This window comes from Lentzea albida (genome assembly GCF_900111005.1).
In the GTDB taxonomy this organism is placed as follows: Bacteria; Actinomycetota; Actinomycetes; order Mycobacteriales; family Pseudonocardiaceae; genus Lentzea; species Lentzea albida.
Map to the genome: position 1 here is coordinate 33806 of NZ_FOFV01000029.1, position 20799 is coordinate 54604.

Sequence of the window (20799 nt, forward strand, 5' to 3'; positions counted from 1 at the left end):
GTGAACGGATGCGGACGGTGCTGGCGGCAGGACGAGCTGGATCTGCTCGACGGGGATCCCGAGCTGCTGTCCGACAAGCTCGTGCACAAGTTCGCCTGGGAGAGCACGGACCACTTCGAGCGCGACGAGTACGAGCCTGCGTGGCGCCGGCTCGGGTACCGGGTGGTCGGGGTGCTGGAGAACGATCCGGACGGCAAGCTCACCGCGGGGCTGGCGTGGGCCCGGTTCGAGAGCTGGCCGGAGAGCGAGCAAGCCGCGCTGCGCGCGCTGGTCACCGATGTCGTCGTGCGTGCGGCGGCGGACCCGGAGCGCTGGTGGCGACTGGACGAACTGCTCCACGCGGCCGCTCAGCTGGACCGGGACATGGCTCCCTGGCTGCGGCTCGTCGACACCTTCGAGGACGACGTCGTCGCCCATGTCGCGCACGACTACTCGTGGCACTACGGACGCGACAACGGCCCGTTGCTCACCTGGATGTTGTGGGACGACCCCGGAAAGCCGATCCGCGACTGGCTGCACTCCCCCGCGCTGCGCGCCCGGCTGTCCAGGATCGACAGCCGGGACGCTCGTCAAGCGCTGGAGAACGTCGACCTGATGGCCGAGTTCAGCATTCGATGACGTTCACGGCGAGGCCGCCGCGTGCCGTCTCCTTGTACTTCACGGACATGTCCTTGCCGGTGTCCCGCATGGTCTTGATGACCTTGTCGAGCGACACGAAGTGCGAGCCGTCGCCCCGCAACGCCATGCGCACGGCCGTGATGGCCTTGATGGACGCGACGGCGTTGCGTTCGATGCAGGGAATCTGCACGAGGCCGCCGATCGGGTCGCAGGTCAGCCCCAGGTTGTGCTCCATCGCGATCTCGGCGGCGTTCTCGACCTGTTCGGGAGTGCCCCCGAGCACCTCGGCGAGCCCGCCCGCGGCCATCGAGCAGGCCGAGCCGACCTCGCCCTGGCAGCCGACCTCGGCGCCGGAGATCGACGCGTTCTCCTTGAACAGCACGCCGATCGCGCCCGCGGTCAGCAGGAAGCGGACGACGCCGTCGTCGGAGGCTCCCGGCACGAACTTCGTGTAGTAGTGCAGGACCGCCGGAACGATGCCGGCCGCGCCGTTGGTCGGTGCGGTGACGACGCGGCCGCCCGCCGCGTTCTCCTCGTTGACGGCGAGCGCGAAGAGCGTCACCCAGTCCATGACCCGCAGCGGGTCGGTGACGAAGTGCTCGCCCTCCAGGCGTTTGCGCATCTCGGCGGCGCGGCGGCGGACCTTCAGGCCGCCGGGCAGGACGCCGTGTTCGGTGCAGCCTCGTTCGACGCACTCCTGCATGACGTGCCAGATGTGCAGGAGTCCTTCGCGGACTTCGGTTTCCGTGCGCCACGACAGCTCGTTGGCCATCATGATCTCGCTGATCGACAGGCCGGTCTCGCGGCAGCGCGCGAGGAGTTGGTCGCCGGTCAGGAACGGGTGCGGCAACGGCGTGGTGTCCGGCTTGATCCGGTCGGTGCCGCTCGCGTTCTCGTCGACGACGAAGCCGCCGCCGATCGAGTAGTAGACGGCGTGCTCGACCGACTTGCCGTCCGCGAAGGCCTCGAAGCTCATCCCGTTGGGGTGCAACGGGAGTGACTTGCGGCGGTGCATGACGAGGTCGCGGTCGTGCACGAAGCCGATCTCGTGCGTGCCGCCGAGCTTGAGCCGTCCGCCGGAGATGATCTCCTCGACGCGGCCGGCCGCGACCGCGGGGTCGACCTCCTCGGGGAGGTTGCCCTCGAGGCCGAGGAACACGGCCTTCGGGCTGCCGTGGCCGTGCCCGGTCGCGCCGAGCGAGCCGAACAGCTCGACGTGCACGCGGTCCACTGTGGACGCGCGCTCGCCGAGCTTGTCGACGAACATGGCCGCCGCGCGCATCGGGCCGACCGTGTGGGAGCTGGACGGGCCGATGCCGACGGAGAACAGGTCGAAAACGCTGATCGCCACTGATCAGTCCTTCGTGGTGGTGGAGCGGTCAGTCAGGCCCATGTCAGTCGGTCTTGGTGAGCTCGGCGTACTTCGCCGCCGTGAGCAGGTTCTCGGCCGACTCGACGCGGACCTTGAACAGCCAGCCGGCGCCGTACGGGTCGTTGTTCACGATGGCCGGGTCTTCGACGACGGCGCTGTTGACCTCGATGACCTCGCCGGTGACGGGCGAGAACAGGTCGCTGACGGACTTGGTGGACTCGAGCTCACCGCAGACCTCGTTGGTGACGACCTTCGCGCCGACCTCGGGGAGCTGCACGTAGACGATGTCGCCCAGCGCGTCGGCCGCGTACTCGGTGATTCCGCAGGTCAGCGGGTCCTGGGTGCCCGGCGTCCAGTCGACCCACTCGTGCTCGACGGTGTAGAGCAGGTTCTCGGGGAACTCCACGGCGCGACTCCTCTGGCTGTGACGGGTCAGGACTGCTTGCGCCCCCTCCGCCGTGCAGAGTTGCCTACCCCGAGCGGTCTTGCTGCCTGAGAGTGTGCGGGAGCTTGCCCCTTCGGCGCCCCGACTCGGTCGTCGAGGTCTCTCCCACTCGGGTTGTGGCGCTTGCGCGCCGCGGCCGGTGTTCAGTTCTCGGCGCGCACGCTATGTGCGGTCCCGGTCGAGTGTCAACGCGGGGACGTCGACTGGAACGCGAGTCATGTTCAGGTCGCTCTGTCCCAAGTGAACAATCCAGCAGGTGCCGGATAGTGCGATCTGCACAGTGACATGACCTTGCGAGTGGCTCACATTGTGAGATGTCGGCCACCGAACGGAGGAGTCATCGTGCGGATCGCAGTTCCCCGCGAGATCAAGAACCACGAGTACCGCGTCGCTCTCACCCCTGCCGGTGCGCACGAGCTGACGAGCCGCGGGCACGACGTGTTCGTCGAGCAGGGCGCCGGTCTGGGCTCCGCGATCACCGACGAGGAGTACCTCGCCGCCGGTGCCAAGGTCCTCGCGACCGCCGACGACGTCTGGTCCGAGGGCGACCTGGTCCTGAAGGTCAAGGAGCCCATCGCCGAGGAGTACCCGCGCCTGCGCGCCGGCCAGACCCTCTTCACGTACCTGCACCTCGCCGCCGACAAGCCGCTGACCGAGGCGCTGCTGGCGTCCGGCACCACGGCCATCGCCTACGAGACCGTGCAGCTGCCGAACCGCGCGCTGCCGCTGCTCGCCCCGATGTCCGAGGTCGCGGGCCGGCTGGCCCCGCAGGTCGGCGCGTTCAGCCTGATGAAGCCCTCCGGCGGCCGCGGCGTGCTGCCCGGTGGCGTCCCCGGTGTCGCCCCGGCTCGCGTGGTCGTGATCGGCGGTGGTGTGGCCGGCATCAACGCCGCCACGATCGCCGTGGGCATGGGCGCGGACGTGCAGATCCTCGACACCAACGTCGACCGCCTGCGCCAGATCGACGCCCAGTTCCAGGGCCGCCTGCGCACGCTCGCCTCGAACTCGTTCGCCATCGAGCAGGCCGTCCGCGAGGCCGACCTGGTCATCGGCGCCGTGCTGGTCCCCGGTGCGGCCGCGCCGAAGCTCGTGTCGAACGCGCTGGTCGCCGACATGAAGCCGGGTTCGGTGCTCGTCGACATCGCCATCGACCAGGGCGGCTGCTTCGAGGACTCGCGCGCCACCACGCACGCCGAGCCGACCTACGAGGTCCACAACTCGGTGTTCTACTGCGTCGCGAACATGCCGGGCGCCGTCCCGCGCACCTCGACCTACGCGCTGACCAACGTGACGCTGCCGTACGCGGTCGCGCTGGCCGACAAGGGCTGGGAGAAGGCGCTGAAGGACGACCGTTCGCTGGCTCTGGGCCTGAACGCCCACGCCGGCAAGCTGACCAACGGCCCGGTGGCCGAGGCGACCGGCCTGCCGCACACGGCGCTGGAGAGCGTCGTCTGACGACCAACTGAATGAAAGAGGCCCCCGCACGCGTGAATCGCTGCGGGGGTTTCGCCTACCGGAGGGCGGCGACGCGCGCCTTGATGCCGTCGATCACGCAGTCCAGCCCGAACTCGAACTGGCCCTCGAGCGACCAGATCTCCGGCTGGTCCAGCATGGTGACGTAGGTCGGGTGCTGCTCCCGGTACATGTCGGCGATCTTCGCGAGGTCCGGCGGCGGTGAGTCCATCCCGCCGCGGGCGACGAAGTTGACCTCGGCGATCGCGTACCCGACCGCGAAGCTGGAGATCGTCGAGATCGACCGTGCCGCCCCGCCCAGCGACAGCCCTGCCCGCAGCATGGGTGCCAGCATCGCGTCGCTCATGGCGACGGCCTTCGGGCCGATGCTGTTGAACTCGCCGATGCCGCGGATCCACCACGGGTGTTTGTGCGCGAGACGACGCATCGAGTGCATCATCTCGCGCACGGCCGGCTCCCAGTCGTCGTCCGGTTCCGGCAACGGGAACTCACCGTAGATCTCGTCGAGGCACAGCTCGATCAGCGCGTCCTTCGTCGGCACGTGCCAGTAGAGCGACATGGGGGCCGCGCCGAGTTCGGCGGCGAGCTTGCGCATGGACAGCTTCTGCAGGCCGTGTTCGTCCAGCATCTCCATCGCCTTGCGGACGATGGCTTCCCGGCTCAGGCCGAGGGGCTGGTTGCTGCTCGGCCTGGGCTTGCTGAACCACACGCTCTCCACGTGGACGATCCTAAGCACGCCGCAGCAACACGCTGGCCACAACACCTCCCAGGAACACGGCGATCGCGCCGATCACGAGACTCACGCTCATGCCGTTGGAGAACGCCTCGCGCACGACGGTGATGTCCGCGCCGCTGTGCAACGCCTCGCTCAGCGAACGGCCCGGCACCCCGTCCGGCAGCGACGCGAGGAACCGCGCCGACAGCAACGCGCCCAGCACCGCGATGCCGAAGGAGGAGCCCAGCTCCGACAACGTGCCCGACAGCCCGGAGGCGACACCGGCGCGTTCCGGTGGGATCGACCCCATCAGCGCGTTGACCGCGACCGGTTGCGACACACCGACTCCGACGCCAATGAGGACCAGCCCGGCCAGTGTCGGCGGGTAGGTGGTGCCGATCGACAGCAGGGCCACGCCGGCCGCAACGATCGTCATGCCGAGCAGCATCGCCCGGCCCGCGCCGAGCCTGATCACGAGCTGTCCCAACGTGTTGCTGGTGACGAGCAGCGCGATCGCCATCGGCGCCACGCGCACGCCGGCCTCCAGCGGGCTGTAGCCGAGCACGCCCTGGAGGTGTTGCGTCAGCAGGAAGAGCGAGCCCGCCATGCCGAACGCCGCCAGCACGCCGGACGCCACGGCACCGGTGAAGCGGCGGTTCTTGAAGAATGTCAGGTCGAGCATCGGGTCGGTGGTGTGCCGTTCCCATAGGGCGAATCCGGCCATGGTCACGAGGCCGACCGCGATCGGCACGCCGAACTCCGCGGAGCCGAACCCGTGCTCCGGCACCTCGATCACCGCGTACACGACCGACACCATGCCGACGATCGACAGGATCGAGCCGATCACGTCCGGCCTGCGCACGGTCGGGTCCTTGGACTCCGGAACCAGGAACGCGACGGCCGCGAGCGCGAGGACCGCGACCGGCACGTTGATCAGGAACACCGAACCCCACCAGAAGTGCTTGATCAGCGCGCCACCGATCACCGGTCCGGCCGCGAAGCCGAGGCTCGTGACAGCGGCCCAGATGCCGATGGCCTTCGGGCGTTCCCTGTCGTCGAACAACTGCGTGAGCACGGCGAGCGTGCCCGGCATCAGCACGGCGGCACCGACGCCCATGAAGCCGCGTGCGGCGATCAACGCCTCGGACGTGCTCGCGTAGGCGGCGACCGCGCTTCCCGTGCCGAACAGGACGAGCCCCGTGAGCAGTGCGCGCTTGCGGCCGAACCTGTCGCTCAGCGAACCGGTCGTGAGCAGCAGGCCCGCCAGTGCGAGCGAGTAGGCGTTGATCATCCACTGGATGTCCGCGGTGCTCGCGCCGAGGCTCGTCGAGATCGACGGGATGGCCACGTTGAGCACGGTGTTGTCCAGCACCACCACCATCACGGACAGGCACAGCACGCCGAGCACGGCCCAGCGCTGCGGGTGCGGGCGCACCCCAACCTCTTCGGTCGTCGAAGTCATCTCCGGTCCCCCTTACGGTGTACGAGGACCTTACAGCGTACGAGAGCGCTGGGCGCAACAGATTTCTGGACAGGACGTGCCGGAAAAGTGGGAAAAATAAAGGGCGGCCGCGCTCAACCAGCCTGGGGGTCACTGGGAGCGGGGCCGCCGTCACCAAATATAGCGGGCTCTGTGGCAGCGCGCCCAGCACCCCCGCCGAAACGCGACCCGAAAGTTTCCCCGAGTGGACCACTGCACGTGTCCGGCCGGTCCAGCAAACGAGTGAATTCCCCGGTTCGCGGTGCGGCGAGCAGGGGGTTCGGCCGATGAAGACCAAGTCGGGTGTCCCTCGAAGGGAGATTCCATGGCTGAACCACAGGGATGGATCCACTGCCACGACCCGTTCGGTCGCGACAGGTCGATGACCGTTCTGGTGGAGAACGACCGCGTCCTGCTGGTCACGCCTCCTGGCGAGACCGCTGTGATGTCCGCCACCCAGACGCGCAGGCTGGGCTCGCTGCTCGACCAGGCCACGGCGAAGATGTGATGGACGCGAGCCTGCGCGACGCGGTGCTGCAACGCCTGGCACTGCTGGACAAGGTGGCCGAGCACGGAGAGGCCGAGGCGCTGGTTCCGTTGGCCCGCGCGGAGATCCACCGCCTCGCGGACGGCTGGCGCCTGCTGCTGACGGTGCACCAGCCGGACGAGGACGGCCGGTGCCGGGCGTGTCCCGGATGGCTGCGCCGGCGCCGGTGGCCCTGCCAGGTCTGGAACATGGCGCACCAGCACCTCATCGGAGAAGGGCTGCCGCACCGCGAACGGCGCAGGCCGTTGCGCAACCCCTTCACTCGATCAGGTGTTATCGAGATGCCGGAGGAAACCCCGGCCGAGATGACCACCGAGCTGCCGGTCCTGACCGACGAACCACCGGTGGTGCACCGCGCGCCCGTCGTGTCTCGTCCCAAGCACGCCTTGCCGGAGTGACCTTTCAGGCAGGATGGGCCGCATGCATGACGGCAGCGGCCTCATCGCGGTCCAGAACCTGACCAAGCAGTTCGGTCCGGTGACCGCGGTGCAGAACCTGAGCTTCACCGTGTCACCCGGCAGCGTGACGGGCTTCCTCGGTCCGAACGGCGCGGGCAAGACGACGACCCTGCGGATGTTGCTGGGCCTCGTCAAACCCACGGGCGGCACGGCGACGATCAACGGACGACCGTTCCACCAACTCGGCCAGCCCGGCCGCGTGGTGGGCGCGGTGCTGGAGGCGCAGGGGTTCCACCCCGCCCGCTCCGCCCGCAACCACCTGCGCGTGTACGCGTCGGCCATCGGCGTGCCGGACGCGCAGGCCGACCAGGTCCTCGGCCTGGTCGGCCTGGGCAGCGCCGCCGACCGCAAGGTGGGCGGGTTCTCGCTCGGCATGAAGCAAAGACTCGCGCTCGCCACCGCGTTGCTCGGCGACCCCCAGGTGCTCGTGCTGGACGAGCCGGCGAACGGCCTCGACCCGGAGGGCATCGCCTGGCTGCGCACGTTCCTGCAGTCGTACGCGCGCATGGGCCGCACGGTGCTGATCTCCAGCCACCTGCTGGCCGAGGTCGAGCAGACCGTCGACCAGGTCGTGATCATCTCGCGCGGCCAGACGATGTTCTACGGACCGCTGGACCAGTTGCGGCAGTCGCAGCAGCGGCGCGTTCTCGTGCAGCCGTCGGACATCAACGCCCTCGCGAACGCCCTGCGCGCCGCCGGCGTGCAGATGATCGAGCAGCTGCCGGACGGCAGGCTCGCGGTGTCCGGTGTGGACTCGCGGCAGGTCGCCGACCTCGCGCTGCAGGCCGGTGTGTCGATCTACGGCATCCAGGAGGAGCAGATCGACCTCGAGCGGCTGTTCTTCCAGCTCACCAGTGGCCAGTACGCCGGGTACGCGCCCGCGCAGGCCCCGTTCAAGCAGCAGGGTGGGTGGGCCTGATGGGCAACCTCGTAGGAGCGGAGCTCCGCAAGACCACGACGACCGGCCTGTGGTGGGGCCTGCTGATCCCGACCGCGGTGCTGGCGCTCGGCTGGGGCCTCGCGACCGGTCTGCTGGGCCAGTTCTTCGTGGACTTCGCGTCGAGCGGTGACGTCGACGAGGTGTCGGACTTCCTCGGGGTCACGCCGGACCAGTGGAAGGTCTCGCTGTTCGGCATGGCCCGGGCGATCAACATCTCGACGATCTTCCCGATGATCTTCGGCGCGATGGCGATCTCCGGCGAGATCAGCCGGCGCACGATCACCACGACGTTCCTGACGGCGCCGTCGCGGATGCACGCCCTGCTGGCGAAGATGCTGGTGTACGTGCTGTGGGGCGCGATCTACGGCCTCGCGATCATGCTGTTCCTCGGCATCGGCGTGGTCATCACCAGCGACTCGGGCCAGCTCCCGGACGCCGGCGGCTGGGCGATGCTGACGCTGGTCTGCGTGCTGTCGTCGATCCTGATGACGATGTTCGGCGTCGGCGTCGGCGCGCTGGTCCCGAACGTGGCCGGGGCGATCGTGCTCCTGCTGATCTACTTCGTGGTGATCGAGAACGTGGTGCACGGCGTGCTCGCGTACCTCCAGGTGCCGGCGGTGATCGGCTTCCTGCCGAACGGCTCGATCAACGGGCTCACCGGGTCGGTCGCGGTCGACCTGTTCCTGTCGTCGGCGGGTGTCGTGCCGACGGAGATCGAGGACGTGCTGCGGGCGATCGCGGGTGCGGCCGGGGCGCAGGACTGGTGGCTGTCGGGGATCGTGTTCCTCGGGTGGGCCGGGGTCGTGTTCGCGGGCGGATGGGCGGTCACGCAGTCCAAGGACATCACCTGATTCCTGCGGTGGTCGCGCTCCTGGGTTTGGCCGCGTTCCAGTGAGGTCGGTCGCGTTCCAGCGGGGTTGGTCGCGTTTGCTTGATTCGGTCGCCTTGCGAGGGTGGTCTCGCGGGTCTTGACGGACTTTGCGGGTTGCAATCGGGGCTTGACCTCGAGCCTCCGGCGGGGTGCTGTGACGGCCGGAAAAGGCCGGGCTGAAAAGCGCCCGGCCGTGCCCGAAGGGGTAGCACCCCGCCCCTCAAGGTCAAGCCCCGATCGCCGTGTACGGGCCCGAACCGCCTCCGAGAGCCCCACAGTTCAGACGGCTCGCTGCGCATCGCCACGCCAGGCTGCGTGCGTGGGTCGGCCTTGTGCGGGTGGGCGCCGGTTGGCACCGCGCGCCAGGCCAACGTGCGTGGTGCAGCGCGTGCGCGAATGCGGTCGGCACCGCGCGCCAGGCCAGCGTGCGTGGTCGCAGCGCGTGCGCGAATGCGGTCGGCACCGCGCGCCGGGCCAGCGTGCGTGGTCGCAGCGCGTGCGCGAGTGCGGTCGGCACCACTCGCCGGGCCAGCGTGCGTGGTCGCAGCGGGCGGGCGAGCGCGGTTGGCACCGCGCGCCAGGCCAGCGTGCGTGGTGCAGCGCGTGCGCGAGTGCGGTCGGCACCACGCGCCAGGCAGCGTGCGTGGCTGTAGCGCGAGTGCGGTTGCCACCGCGTGCCAGGCCTGCGTGCGCGGTCAGCTCGCGACGGCGACGTGCGCTCGGTACCACTCGCCAGGCCTGCGCGTGGCCGCCCCCAGGCCCGGCTGCGCGACCGGCACCGCCCGCCGGACCTGCGGGCCGATCGCCCCGCATTCGCGTGCGCGGCCCACACCACCCGCCTGACCTGGCGTTTCTGACGTCACACTTTTATGTCGGACCCCGAACGTACTGTGGGTCCCGTGACGAAGGGCTGGATCCGCCGACTTGCCGCGGCGTGCTGGCAGCACCCCCGCCTGGTGGTGCTGTCGGTGCTCGCCGCCGTCGTCGGCGTGGGGCTGCAGGCGGCGGGCCCGTTGCTGCTCAAGACCGCGATCGACGACTCGACGGGCGGCCGCACCGACAGGTTGTGGCCGCTCATGGTGGCGTTGGTCGTGCTCGAGCTGCTGACGTTCGGGTCGGCCTTCTTGCGCCGCTACCTGGGCGGGCGGCTGGCGCTGGGGGTGCAGCACGACCTGCGGCTCGGCGTGTTCTCGGCGGTGCAGCGGCTCGACGGCGCGAAGCAGGACGAGCTGCGGACCGGGCAGATCGTGTCGCGTTCGATCACCGACCTGCAGCTCGTGCAGTCGTTGCTGATGATGGCGCCGCTGGCCATCGGCACGGTGGTGTTCGCGCTGGCCGCGCTGGCCGCGATGATCTACCTGTCGGTGCCACTGACGATCATCGCGGTGATCGTGCTGCCGCTGGTGGCGTGGCTCGCCGGGCGCACCCGGCTGACGCTGTTCCCGGCCACGTGGTCGGCGCAGCAGCGGGCGGCCGACCTGGCGCAGCACGTCGAGGAGACCGTCACCGGCGTCCGCGTGGTGAAGGGCTTCGGTCAGGAGGCGCGTGAGGTCGCCCGGCTGGAGAAGCACGCCCGGTCGTTGTTCGCGGAACGGATGCGGGCGGCGCGGTTGTCGTCCAAGCCGCTCGCGACGGTGACGGCGCTGCCGTTGCTCGGGCAGGTCGCGGTGCTGGGGCTGGGCGGCTGGCTCGCGCTGCACGGACAGGTCACGCTGGGCACGTTCCTGGCGTTCACGACGTACGTGGCGAACCTCGTGGGGCCGACGCGGCTGCTGTCGAGCCTGATGGTGTCCGCCCAGCTGGCGCGCGCCGGTGTGGAGCGGGTCTACGAGCTGATCGACTCGCAGCCGGACGTGACGGACGGCCCCGGTGAGGTGCCGGACGGGCCGCTCGGGGTCTCGTTCTCCGGCGTGACGTTCGGGTACGCCCGCAGCGAGCCCGTCCTGAAGGACTTCTCGATCTCCGTCGAGCCGGGCGAGACGCTGGCGCTGGTGGGCACCGCGGGCTCCGGCAAGTCGACGGTGTCGTTGCTGCTGCCCCGGTTCTACGACGTGCACGAGGGCTCGGTCCGGGTCGGCGGTGCCGACGTGCGGACGGTGAAGCTCGAGTCGTTGCGCGGTTCGGTGGGCGTGGTGTTCGAGGAGGCGTTCCTCTTCTCCGACACGGTGTTCTCGAACATCGCGTACGGGCGTCCCGACGCCTCGCGCGAGGAGGTCGAGCGCGCCGCGAAGGCCGCCGAGGCCCACGACTTCATCAACGCGCTGCCGCTCGGCTACGACACGGTGGTCGGCGAGCGCGGCCTCACCCTGTCCGGCGGTCAGCGCCAGCGCGTGGCGCTGGCCCGCGCGCTGCTCTCCGACCCGCGGATCCTGGTGCTCGACGACGCGACGTCCGCCGTCGACAACGCGACCGAGGCCGCCATCCACGCGACGCTGGCGTCGGTCACGGCCCACCGCACCACTCTCCTGGTGGCGCACCGGCGGTCCACGCTGTCGCTGGCCGACCGCATCGCCGTCCTGGACGCGGGCCGAGTGGTCGACGTCGGCACGCACGCCGAGCTGATGTCCCGCTGCGCCCTCTACCGCGACCTGCTGGCGGGTCCCGGCGAGGCGATCGAGTCCGCCGCGCCCGTCCGGACCGGCGAGCTGTGGCCAAAGCTGTCGCAGGAGGCCCTGGACGAGCGCCTGATCGCCGAGGCCAAGCCCTCGGCGCCCGCCGCGTCCAGCAGGCGCGGAGGAGGGGGCGGAGGCCCCGGTGGCGGCAGCATGGCGGCCCTGGCGGGTGGCCCGCCCACCCCCGAGCTGCTGGCCCAGGTCCGTTCCCTCCCACCCGCCACCGAGGTCCCGGTCCTGCACGGGGAAGACCCGCGCGCGCCCGACCCGGCCTTCCGCCTGGCCCGTCTCCTGCGCCCGGTCCGCTGGGCCCTGGGCGGCGTGGCGGCCCTGGTGGTGCTCGACGCGCTGGTGGGCGTGGGCATGCCCTCGCTGGTGCGCCTGGGCATCGACGGCGGTGTGGTCGGCGGCGCCGAGTCGTCGCTGTGGCGGGCCGTGGGCCTGGGCGTCGGCCTGGTCGTGATCGGCTGGCTGACGACGGCGGGCAGCACCGTCTTCGCGGCCCGCCTGGGCGAGCGCCTGCTCTACCTGCTGCGCGTCCGCAGCTACGCCCACCTGCAACGCCTCGGCCTCGACTACTACGAGCGCGAGATGGCCGGCCGCATCATGACGAGGATGACGACGGACGTCGACGCCCTGTCGACGTTCTTGCAGACAGGCCTGGTCACCGCTGTGATCAGCCTGGTCACCGTCGTCGGCATCACCGCGGCCCTGGTCGTCACCGACACCTCGCTGGCGCTGATCGCCCTCTCGGTGCTCCCGGTCCTGATCGCGGCGACGGTGGTCTTCCAACGCCTCTCCTCCACCGCCTACGCGGAAGCCAGGGAACGGGTCAGCGCGGTCAACGCCGACCTCCAGGAGAACGTCTCGGGCCTGCGCACCTCCCAGGCCTACACGAGGGAACGCCGCTCGGCCGAGGCCTTCGCGGAACGCAGCGACGCCTACCGGCGCACCCGCCTGCGGGCCCAGCGCTACATCGCCACGTACTTCCCGTTCGTGGCCATGCTCTCCGGCGTGGCCCAAGCGGTGGTCCTCGCCGTGGGCGCCCACCGGGTGGCGACGGGAAGCCTGACTCCAGGCGTCCTGCTGGCGTTCCTGTTGTACCTGGGCCTGTTCTTCAGCCCGATCCAGCAACTCTCCGGCGTCTTCGACGGCTACCAGCAGGCGAGGGTCGGCCTCCGCCGCATCGGCGACCTGCTCCGCACCCCGAGCACCGTCGAACCCCCGGCCGAGCCCGTCCCGGTCCCGCCCCGCCTCCGCGGCGAGGTGGAGCTCCGCAACGTCACCTTCACCTACACGGGCGCGGAAACCCCGGCCCTGGACGACGTGAGCCTCCACGTGTCCCCGGGCGAAACAGTCGCGCTGGTAGGCGAAACGGGCGCGGGCAAGTCCACCCTCGTCAAACTGGTGGCCCGCTTCTACGACGCCACCGAGGGCACGGTCCTGGTGGACGGCACGGACATCCGCACCTACGAACTCTCCCAGTACCGCCAACGCCTCGGCGTGGTCCCCCAGGAAGCCCACCTCTTCGGTGGCGACATAGCCAGCAACGTCGCCTATGGCCGCCCGGAAGCCACACAAGACGAGATCGAGAAGGCGACGGCAGCGGTAGGCGCCCTCCCCACGATCGCCACCCTCCACAACGGCTTCCGCCAACCGGTGGGCGAACGGGGCAACAACCTCTCCGCCGGCCAGCGCCAACTGGTGGCCCTGGCCAGAGCGGAACTGGTCAACCCCGACCTGTTGCTCCTCGACGAGGCCACAGCCGCCCTCGACCCGGCCACGGAATCAGCGGTCCTGGCGGCGAGCGACCACCTGACCGGCGCCAGGACCACCTTCGTCGTGGCCCACCGCCTGGCCACAGCGGCAAAAGCAGATCGAATAGTCGTCCTGGCCAACGGCCGAATAATCGAACAGGGCACCCACGCCGACCTCTTAGGGGCCAACGGCACCTATGCCCGCCTGTGGCGTCACGGCGACACCCCGGAAGCCGCCTGAGAACAGCGGAAGGCACGGCGGCGAGCAGCGAGCTCGGCGCCGGTCCACCCGTGCCCGCCCACCGGTGCGCCAGGGGCGAGCAGCCCGGCCACAACCCGACTCCCCCGAACCGGAACCCCAGAGGAGCCCCATGCCGCCCCGCCCCTCGGTCCTCTACGTCTCCGACCTCTCCTACCAGGCCAGGGGGCGCCGCTACTGCGACGAGGACATCTACCTGACCTCACAGCTCAGACAGTCCTTCGACCTGGCCGTCTGCCACCCGCAGGACGTCACCGCCCTGATGGCGGGCTTCGACGCGGTCGTCGTCCGCAACAGCGGCCCGGTGATCGAGTACCCCACCGCCTACGCCCGTTTCCGCGAACAGGCCGCAGCCACGAACCAGCGCGTCTACAACCCGCTGACCGGCAAGGCCGACATGGCCGGCAAGCAGTACCTGATCGACCTGACCGCCCTCGGCTACCCGGTCATCCCGACGGCCGACCGGAACGACCTGGCCGGACTCCCCCAGGCCGACACCTACGTCGTGAAGCCCAAAGCCGGCGCCGATTCACACGGCCTGGAGTTCGTCGAAGCAGGCGATCTCCAGAACCACCTCGCGCGGAAAGCCGGAACCGAGGTCCTGGTCCAGCCGAAGATCGATTTTCGGTACGAGGTGTCGTTCTACTTCGTGGACCACGACTTCCAGTACGCGTTGAACGCGCCGGACCCGGCCCGGCGCTGGGAGCTCGCGAATTACACGCCGAGTCGCGAAGACCTGGAGTTCGCGCGGAGGTTCGTCGAGTGGAACGACCTCGGCCACGGCGTCCAGCGCGTCGACGCGTGCCGCACGCGGAGCGGTGAGCTGCTGCTCGTCGAACTGGAGGACCTGAACCCGTACCTCTCGCTGGACCGGACGAGCGACGACACCAGGGCCCGCTTCGTCGAGGCGATGACGGCCTCGATCCGCGGTTCACTGACCTGAACAAGATCAATCCACGAAGCGGCCTGCTTGTACCTATCGTGAACTGATCACTGCACTCGGTGCGTATGCCCGTCCAACGGCATAGCGCGCAATACCCGAAAGGAGGTGACGTGGTGAGACGCACCTCAAGAATTGCTCAACTGCGGGTGACGGCAGGCCCGTCCTGATCGATCCTGTGACAGAGCACTCCTTGCCAGGTGCCTCCAGCGTGTGAAGGCCCTCGCTGGGGGGACTAACCTGACTACCGCATGAGTCACCACCAAGAGCGAGATGGATAGAGGCGAGCGCCAGCCGTGTCCAGCAGCAGTCCTGCGTCACAATTCGGGCCGAACGAGTGGCTCGTCGAGGAGATGTACGAGCAGTTCCTCGCGGACCCGTCATCCGTAGACCCGGCATGGCATGACTTCTTTGCCGACTACAAGCGTGCGGGCGGCAACGGCAGTGCCGCCACGGCCAGCGCGGGTGGCTCCACGGCCACCACGACCGCGACCGTGACGCCGCCGGCTGCCGAGAGCAAGCCCGCGCCCGCCGCCGCACCCAAGCCTGCCGCGCAGCCGCAGCCGAAGCCGGCGGCCTCGTCGCTGCCCTCCACCGGCAAGCCCGCGCCGCAGCAGGCCGCCAAGGCCAAGCCGGTCACGCAGAGCGCGCAGCCCGAGCAGAAGCAGCTGCGCGGTGCTTCCGCCGCGATCGCGAAGAACATGGAGCTGTCGCTCACCGTTCCGACCGCGACCAGCGTGCGCGCCGTGCCCGCCAAGCTGCTGGCCGACAACCGCATCGTCATCAACAACCACCTGAAGCGGACGCGCGGCGGGAAGGTCTCCTTCACGCACGTCATCGGCTACGCGGTCGTCCGGGCGCTGCAGGCGTACCCGAACATGAACCGCCACTACGCCGAGGTCGACGGCAAGCCGTTCGTCGTCACGCCGGAGCACGTGAACTTCGGCCTCGCGATCGACCTGCCCGGCAAGGACGGCAGCCGCACGCTGGTCGTCGCGTCGGTCAAGGGCTGCGAGAACATGACGTTCACGCAGTTCTGGCAGGCCTACGAGGACCTGATCCGCAAGGCCCGCGCCGGGTCGCTGACGGCAGACGACTTCTCCGGCACCACGATCTCGCTGACCAACCCGGGCACGATCGGCACCAACCACTCGGTGCCGCGCCTGCAGGCCGGTCAGGGCGCGATCATCGGCGTCGGCGCGATGGAGTACCCCGCGCACTTCCAGGGCACCAGCGAGCAGGCGCTCACCGACATGGGCGTCAGCAAGATCATCACGCTGACCAGCACGTACGACCACCGCATCATCCAGGGTGCGGAGTCGGGCGAGTTCCTCAAGCGCGTGCACCAGCTGCTGCTCGGCGAGGACGGCTTCTACGACGAGATCTTCGCGTCGCTGCGCCTGCCCTACGAGCCGATCCGCTGGGTCGCCGACATCCCCGAGGGCGCCGTCGACAAGACGGCCCGCGTCATCGAGCTGATCGACGCGTTCCGCACCCGCGGCCACCTGATGGCCGACACGGACCCGCTGAACTACCGCCAGCGCTCCCACGCCGACCTGGACGTGCTGAGCCACGGCCTGACGCTGTGGGACCTGGACCGCGAGTTCCCGGTCGGCGGTTTCGCCGGCAAGGAGCGGATGAAGCTCCGCGACATCCTGGGCGTGCTGCGCAACTCGTACTGCCGCACCGTCGGCGTCGAGTACATGCACATCCTCGAGCCTGAAGAGCGCCAGTGGATCCAGGAGCGCGTCGAGGTCCCGCACGAGAAGCCGCCGGCCACCGTGCAGAAGTACATCCTCAGCAAGCTCAACGCGGCTGAGGCGTTCGAGACGTTCCTGCAGACGAAGTACGTCGGCCAGAAGCGCTTCTCGCTCGAGGGCGGCGAGACCGTCATCCCGCTGCTCGACGCGGTGCTCGACAAGGCCGCCGAGCACGAGCTCGACGAGGTCGTCATCGGCATGCCGCACCGCGGCCGCCTGAACGTGCTCGCGAACATCGTCGGCAAGCCGATCTCGCAGATCTTCCGCGAGTTCGAGGGCAACCTCGACCCAGGCCAGGCGCACGGCTCCGGCGACGTGAAGTACCACCTCGGCGCCGAGGGCAAGTACTTCCGCATGTTCGGCGACGGCGAGACCAAGGTGTCGCTGACCGCCAACCCGTCGCACCTCGAAGCGGTCGACCCGGTGCTCGAGGGCATCGTGCGCGCCAAGCAGGACCTGCTCGACAAGGGCGGCGACTTCTTCCCGGTGCTGCCGGTCGCCATGCACGGTGACGCGGCGTTCGCCGGTCAGGGTGTCGTCGCCGAGACGCTGAACCTGGCGCTCGTGCGCGGTTACCGCACCGGTGGCACGGTCCACATCGTCGTGAACAACCAGGTCGGCTTCACCACCGCGCCGGAGAACTCGCGGTCCTCGAAGTACTCGACCGACGTCGCGAAGATGATCGGCTCGCCGGTCTTCCACGTGAACGGCGACGACCCCGAGGCCTGCTACTGGGTCGCGAAGCTGGCCGTCGAGTACCGCCAGGCGTTCGCCAAGGACGTCGTGATCGACATGGTGTGCTACCGCCGCCGCGGCCACAACGAGGGCGACGACCCCTCGATGACGCAGCCGGCGATGTACGACGTGATCGACCAGAAGCGCTCGGTGCGCAAGACCTACACCGAGTCCCTGATCGGCCGCGGCGACATCACGGTCGAAGAGGCCGAGAAGGCGCTGCAGGACTTCTCGAGCCAGCTGGAGCACGTCTTCAACGAGGTGCGCGAGCTCGAGAAGCACCCGGTGAAGGCCAGCCCGTCCGTCGAGGCCGAGCAGCAGATCCCGGCGAAGCTGCCCACGGGCATCAGCCGCGAGACGCTGGAGCACATCGCGGACGCCCACGTGAACCTGCCGGAGGGCTTCACGCCGCACGCGCGCGTCAAGCCGGTGCTCGACCGCCGCGCCAAGATGGCGCGCGAGGGCGGCATCGACTGGGCGTTCGCCGAGCTGCTCGCCTTCGGTTCGCTCGCGCTGGAGGGCCGCAACGTCCGCCTGGCGGGCCAGGACTCGCGTCGTGGCACGTTCGTGCAGCGCCACGCGACCCTGATCGACCGCAAGACGGGCGACGACTACACGCCGCTGCAGAACCTGTCGCCGGACCAGGGCAAGTTCATGGTCTACGACTCGGTGCTGTCGGAGTTCGCCGCGCTCGGCTTCGAGTACGGCTACTCGGTCGCGAACCCGCAGGCACTGGTCCTGTGGGAGGCGCAGTTCGGTGACTTCGTCAACGGCGCGCAGCCGATCATCGACGAGTTCATCTCGTCCGGTGAGGCGAAGTGGGGTCAGCGTTCCGACGTCGTGATCCTGCTGCCGCACGGCCACGAGGGCCAGGGCCCCGACCACACGTCGGGCCGCATCGAGCGCTGGCTCCAGCTGTGCGCCGAGGGCTCCATGACCGTCGCGGTCCCGTCGACCCCGGCGAACTACTTCCACCTGCTGCGCCGCCACGCCCTCGACGGCGTCGACCGGCCGCTCGTGGTGTTCACGCCGAAGTCGATGCTGCGTCTCAAGGCCGCCGTGTCCGGCACGGACGAGTTCATCAACGACCGCTTCCACTCGGTGATGGACGACCCGACCATCAAGGACCCGAACGCGGTCACGAAGGTCCTGCTGTGCAGCGGCAAGATCTCCTACGAGCTGCACGCCGAGCGCGAGAAGCGCGGCGGCGGCGACGTGGCGATCGTGCGCGTCGAGCAGCTCTACCCGGTCCCGGCCCGCAAGCTGACCGAGACCCTGGAGCGCTACCCGAACGCGAAGGACGTCCGCTGGGTCCAGGAGGAGCCGGCGAACCAGGGTGCCTGGCCGTTCTACGGCCTCGCCCTCCCGGAGCTCCTGCCGGAGCACCTGGGCACCGTCCGCCGCGTGTCGCGCCGCCCGATGGCCGCCCCGTCGGCCGGTTCGAGCAAGGTGCACGAGGTCGAGCAGCGCGAGATCATCACCCGCGCGTTCGAGTAAGCCGGTACCGCAACGATCGAGCCGCCGGATCCCCCAGGGGTCCGGCGGCTCGTTTTTCAAGCCACCACAGGAGTTCTGCGCATGTACCACACCGATCGAGGCATCGAAGAGCTCGAGAAGCGGCGCGGCGAGGAGGAGGTCACCTTCGCGTGGCTCGCCGACAAGCTGCGTGAGTTCGTCGACGCCAACCCCGAGTTCGAGACGTCGATCGAGCGCTTCGCCACCTTCCTGGCGCGCGACGACGACGACTTCGAGGACTGACCTCCCCCGCTGTTCTGACCGCACGCCAGGGGGCACTTCGTGCCTTGTGTGCACACGAGAGGTCCCCGGCGTGCGACCAAGAAGGCGGGGAACGGCCTACCAGGCGTAGGCCTCCGGCGCGGGCTTCGACCCGTTCGGAGCCGGTGCCGGGAACAGCTCGTCGAGCTTGGCCAGCACGTCCGAGTCGAGCTTCAGCTCCGCCGCCCGCAACGAGTTGTCGAGCTGCTCGCCGGTACGCGGCCCGATGATCGGCGCGGTGACCCCGTCCTGGTGCAGCAACCAGGCGAGACCGACGTTGGCCGGGTCCTCGCCGATCTCCGCGCACAGCTTCTCGTACGCCTCGATCTGGTCGCGGCTCTTCTCCAGCGCATCGGCGGAACGCCCGGACGCGGACCGGGAAACCCCGCCCTCGCGCTGCTTGCGCAACACGCCGCCGAGCAATCCGCCGTGCAACGGCGACCACGGGATCACGCCGAGCCCGTAGTGCCTGGCGGCCGGCAGGACCTCCAGCTCGATCCACCTGGTCATCAGGTTGTAGATCGACTGCTCCGACACCAGCCCGAGGAAGCCGCGGGTGCGCGCGGCCTCGGCGGCCTGGGCGATGTGCCAGCCTGCGAAGTTCGACGAGCCGAAGTAGATGACCTTGCCCTGCTGGCGCAGGACGGAGAAGGCCTCCCAGATCTCGTCCCACGGCGTCAGGCGGTCCACGTGGTGCATCTGGTAGAGGTCGATGTAGTCGGTCTGCAGGCGCCGCAACGACTCGTCGCACGCGCGGCGGATGTTGAGGGCGGAGAGCTTGGTCTCGTTCGGCCAGTCACCCATGCTGCCGTAGAGCTTGGTGGCGATGACCGTCTTCTCGCGGCGCGTGCCGCCCTGGGCGAACCAGTTGCCGATGATGTTCTCGGTGACGCCCTCGCCCTTCTTCCAGCCGTAGACGTTGGCCGTGTCGAAGAAGTTCAGGCCGTGTTCGTGGGCGCGGTCCATGATCGCGTGGCTGTCGGCCTCGGAGGTCTCGGGACCGAAGTTCATCGTGCCGAGGCACAGGCGGGAGACGGACAGGCCGCTGCGACCGAGCTGGGTGTACTCCATGCCGTTCACCCTGCCCCCTAAGGACGTCGTGTGCCACGTGGAGCTGCTCCAGCTACTCCCACTCCCACCTGATGCCGTACACGTGGCCTGCCATGGCCTCGTGCACGACGATGTGCGCTGAGGCTGTTGTGCCGATCCAGAGTTCTCCGGTGTCCACGGCGGGGGCGTCGGGGGCGACGCGGTAGAAGCTGTTGCAGCGCACGGGAACCGCGTCGGGGTGGAATTCCACCTCCAGCACGTGCTCCCGCAACGCGCGGACGAACGTGCGGTCGGCGGACGAGCTGTCGGCGCCGGGGTCGGCGATCATGCGCAGGTCCACCAGAGCGGTGTCGCCGGCGCGCAGCACGCGGTCGAGGATCACCTCGGCGACGATCAGCTTGTTCACCTCGTCGCGGCGCACGCGGCCGATGCGGCACGACTTCGAGGCGACGATCTCGCCCGCCGAGCGGTCCGTCTCGTCGGCGGTCTTCGAGACGAGGATCCTGTCGACGCCGTCGTCGAACGCCTCGATCACCGCGCTCGACCGCATCTCGACCTCGCGGCGGTCCGGTCCGATGATCGCCAGGTCTCGCACGGCCAGGTACTTCGCGGGCGCGGCGGTCAGCCGGTCGACCCTGGCGATGGCGCGACCCAGGTCGAGGGCGGCCTCCTGCCAGATGCCCTCCAGGGCCGCGACGCGCTCGACCCACCTGCCGCGCGGGCGCTTGTCGCCCAGCTGACCGGTCAGCGTGCCGGGCGCGAGCCGCAGGACCTCTTCCAGCACCGCGACGGCGTGCAGCGACTCCGGGCGTTCGGGACGGCTGCGGCCGCGGCGCCAGTACGACAGCGTCGACAGGCTCACCTGCACGCCGCGCGCCTCCAGGTGGTGCTGGACCCGCTCCAGGCTGAGGCCGCTCGCCTCCACGGCCCGCGTCAACGCGTCAGCGAATCCCGCCACTCCCCGATGCTACGGCCAGTGATCGAATTCGGC

Annotated in this window: 16 protein-coding genes and 1 riboswitch; of the genes, 10 read left to right on the forward strand and 6 right to left on the reverse strand. The window is 69.6% G+C overall.

What is annotated here, in order from left to right; all coding sequences use genetic code 11:
- Positions 1-618 (forward strand): hypothetical protein, encoded by a 618-nt coding sequence (locus BMY74_RS41730; protein WP_089927260.1) that lies wholly within the window; start codon positions 1-3, stop codon positions 616-618.
- Here the strand turns inward: BMY74_RS41730 and BMY74_RS41735 are convergent.
- Positions 605-1969 carry an L-serine ammonia-lyase gene (locus BMY74_RS41735; RefSeq protein WP_089927263.1) on the reverse strand — a complete coding sequence of 455 codons (1365 nt, stop codon included), beginning with the start codon at positions 1967-1969 and terminating at the stop codon, positions 605-607. The two genes, BMY74_RS41730 and BMY74_RS41735, sit on opposite strands and share 14 nt — an antisense overlap.
- Positions 1970-2012: 43 nt before the next feature.
- Entirely contained in the window at positions 2013-2396 is a 384-nt protein-coding gene (gcvH, locus tag BMY74_RS41740; RefSeq protein ID WP_089927266.1) for a glycine cleavage system protein GcvH, read from the reverse strand.
- A gap of 64 nt (positions 2397-2460) precedes the next feature.
- Positions 2461-2553: riboswitch (glycine riboswitch) on the reverse strand.
- Positions 2554-2777: 224 nt separating this feature from the next.
- Here gcvH and ald point away from each other — a divergent pair.
- Positions 2778-3890: an alanine dehydrogenase gene (ald, locus tag BMY74_RS41745; RefSeq protein WP_089927269.1), complete on the forward strand. Its 1113-nt coding sequence runs from the start codon at positions 2778-2780 to the stop codon at positions 3888-3890.
- Between the two features lie 55 nt (positions 3891-3945).
- Here ald and BMY74_RS41750 read toward each other — a convergent pair whose 3' ends face one another.
- Together BMY74_RS41750 and BMY74_RS41755 are read right to left on the reverse strand one after the other, a co-directional pair.
- Entirely contained in the window at positions 3946-4626 is a 681-nt protein-coding gene (locus tag BMY74_RS41750) for a TetR/AcrR family transcriptional regulator (protein ID WP_089927273.1), read from the reverse strand.
- Between the two features lie 10 nt (positions 4627-4636).
- A complete protein-coding gene (locus BMY74_RS41755; RefSeq protein ID WP_089927276.1) occupies positions 4637-6085 on the reverse strand; it encodes an MFS transporter in 1449 nt (482 codons plus the stop codon).
- Between the two features lie 343 nt (positions 6086-6428).
- Between BMY74_RS41755 and BMY74_RS41760 the strand changes: the two genes are divergently transcribed.
- From BMY74_RS41760 to BMY74_RS41795, 8 genes are all read left to right on the forward strand, one after another.
- Positions 6429-6611 carry a hypothetical protein gene (locus tag BMY74_RS41760; RefSeq protein WP_045312139.1) on the forward strand — a complete coding sequence of 61 codons (183 nt, stop codon included), beginning with the start codon at positions 6429-6431 and terminating at the stop codon, positions 6609-6611.
- Positions 6611-7048 (forward strand): hypothetical protein, encoded by a 438-nt coding sequence (locus tag BMY74_RS41765; RefSeq protein ID WP_245786694.1) that lies wholly within the window; start codon positions 6611-6613, stop codon positions 7046-7048. Before BMY74_RS41760 ends, BMY74_RS41765 begins: the two co-directional genes overlap by 1 nt.
- A gap of 22 nt (positions 7049-7070) precedes the next feature.
- Positions 7071-8027 (forward strand): ABC transporter ATP-binding protein, encoded by a 957-nt coding sequence (locus BMY74_RS41770; protein ID WP_089927279.1) that lies wholly within the window; start codon positions 7071-7073, stop codon positions 8025-8027.
- Positions 8027-8899 carry an ABC transporter permease subunit gene (locus BMY74_RS41775; protein WP_089927355.1) on the forward strand — a complete coding sequence of 291 codons (873 nt, stop codon included), beginning with the start codon at positions 8027-8029 and terminating at the stop codon, positions 8897-8899. Before BMY74_RS41770 ends, BMY74_RS41775 begins: the two co-directional genes overlap by 1 nt.
- An 889-nt stretch (positions 8900-9788) precedes the next feature.
- Positions 9789-13529 (forward strand): ABC transporter ATP-binding protein, encoded by a 3741-nt coding sequence (locus BMY74_RS41780; RefSeq protein ID WP_089927282.1) that lies wholly within the window; start codon positions 9789-9791, stop codon positions 13527-13529.
- A 130-nt stretch (positions 13530-13659) separates the two neighbouring features.
- The gene (locus BMY74_RS41785) at positions 13660-14490 is read left to right on the forward strand and encodes an ATP-grasp domain-containing protein (protein ID WP_089927286.1); all 831 of its coding nucleotides are present in this window, start codon (positions 13660-13662) and stop codon (positions 14488-14490) included.
- Positions 14491-14783: 293 nt separating this feature from the next.
- The gene (locus BMY74_RS41790; RefSeq protein ID WP_089927289.1) at positions 14784-18479 is read left to right on the forward strand and encodes a multifunctional oxoglutarate decarboxylase/oxoglutarate dehydrogenase thiamine pyrophosphate-binding subunit/dihydrolipoyllysine-residue succinyltransferase subunit; all 3696 of its coding nucleotides are present in this window, start codon (positions 14784-14786) and stop codon (positions 18477-18479) included.
- An 81-nt stretch (positions 18480-18560) separates the two neighbouring features.
- Complete coding sequence (locus BMY74_RS41795) at positions 18561-18740, forward strand: DUF6104 family protein (RefSeq protein ID WP_089927292.1); 180 nt, start codon at positions 18561-18563, stop codon at positions 18738-18740.
- 96 nt (positions 18741-18836) lie between these two features.
- Here BMY74_RS41795 and BMY74_RS41800 read toward each other — a convergent pair whose 3' ends face one another.
- Complete coding sequence (locus BMY74_RS41800; RefSeq protein WP_089927358.1) at positions 18837-19829, reverse strand: aldo/keto reductase; 993 nt, start codon at positions 19827-19829, stop codon at positions 18837-18839.
- Between the two features lie 52 nt (positions 19830-19881).
- Positions 19882-20766 carry a hypothetical protein gene (locus BMY74_RS41805; protein ID WP_089927295.1) on the reverse strand — a complete coding sequence of 295 codons (885 nt, stop codon included), beginning with the start codon at positions 20764-20766 and terminating at the stop codon, positions 19882-19884.
- Between the last annotated feature and the right edge of the window lie 33 nt (positions 20767-20799).

Coding starts and splice junctions, on each gene's coding strand:
- BMY74_RS41755 (WP_089927276.1), bottom strand. CDS start 6,085: ATGACTTCGACGACCGAAGAGGTTGGGGTGCGCCCGCACCCGCAGCGC.
- BMY74_RS41760 (WP_045312139.1), top strand. CDS start 6,429: ATGGCTGAACCACAGGGATGGATCCACTGCCACGACCCGTTCGGTCGC.
- BMY74_RS41765 (WP_245786694.1), top strand. CDS start 6,611: ATGGACGCGAGCCTGCGCGACGCGGTGCTGCAACGCCTGGCACTGCTG.
- BMY74_RS41770 (WP_089927279.1), top strand. CDS start 7,071: ATGCATGACGGCAGCGGCCTCATCGCGGTCCAGAACCTGACCAAGCAG.
- BMY74_RS41775 (WP_089927355.1), top strand. CDS start 8,027: ATGGGCAACCTCGTAGGAGCGGAGCTCCGCAAGACCACGACGACCGGC.
- BMY74_RS41780 (WP_089927282.1), top strand. CDS start 9,789: ATGTCGGACCCCGAACGTACTGTGGGTCCCGTGACGAAGGGCTGGATC.
- BMY74_RS41785 (WP_089927286.1), top strand. CDS start 13,660: ATGCCGCCCCGCCCCTCGGTCCTCTACGTCTCCGACCTCTCCTACCAG.
- BMY74_RS41795 (WP_089927292.1), top strand. CDS start 18,561: ATGTACCACACCGATCGAGGCATCGAAGAGCTCGAGAAGCGGCGCGGC.
- BMY74_RS41800 (WP_089927358.1), bottom strand. CDS start 19,829: ATGGAGTACACCCAGCTCGGTCGCAGCGGCCTGTCCGTCTCCCGCCTG.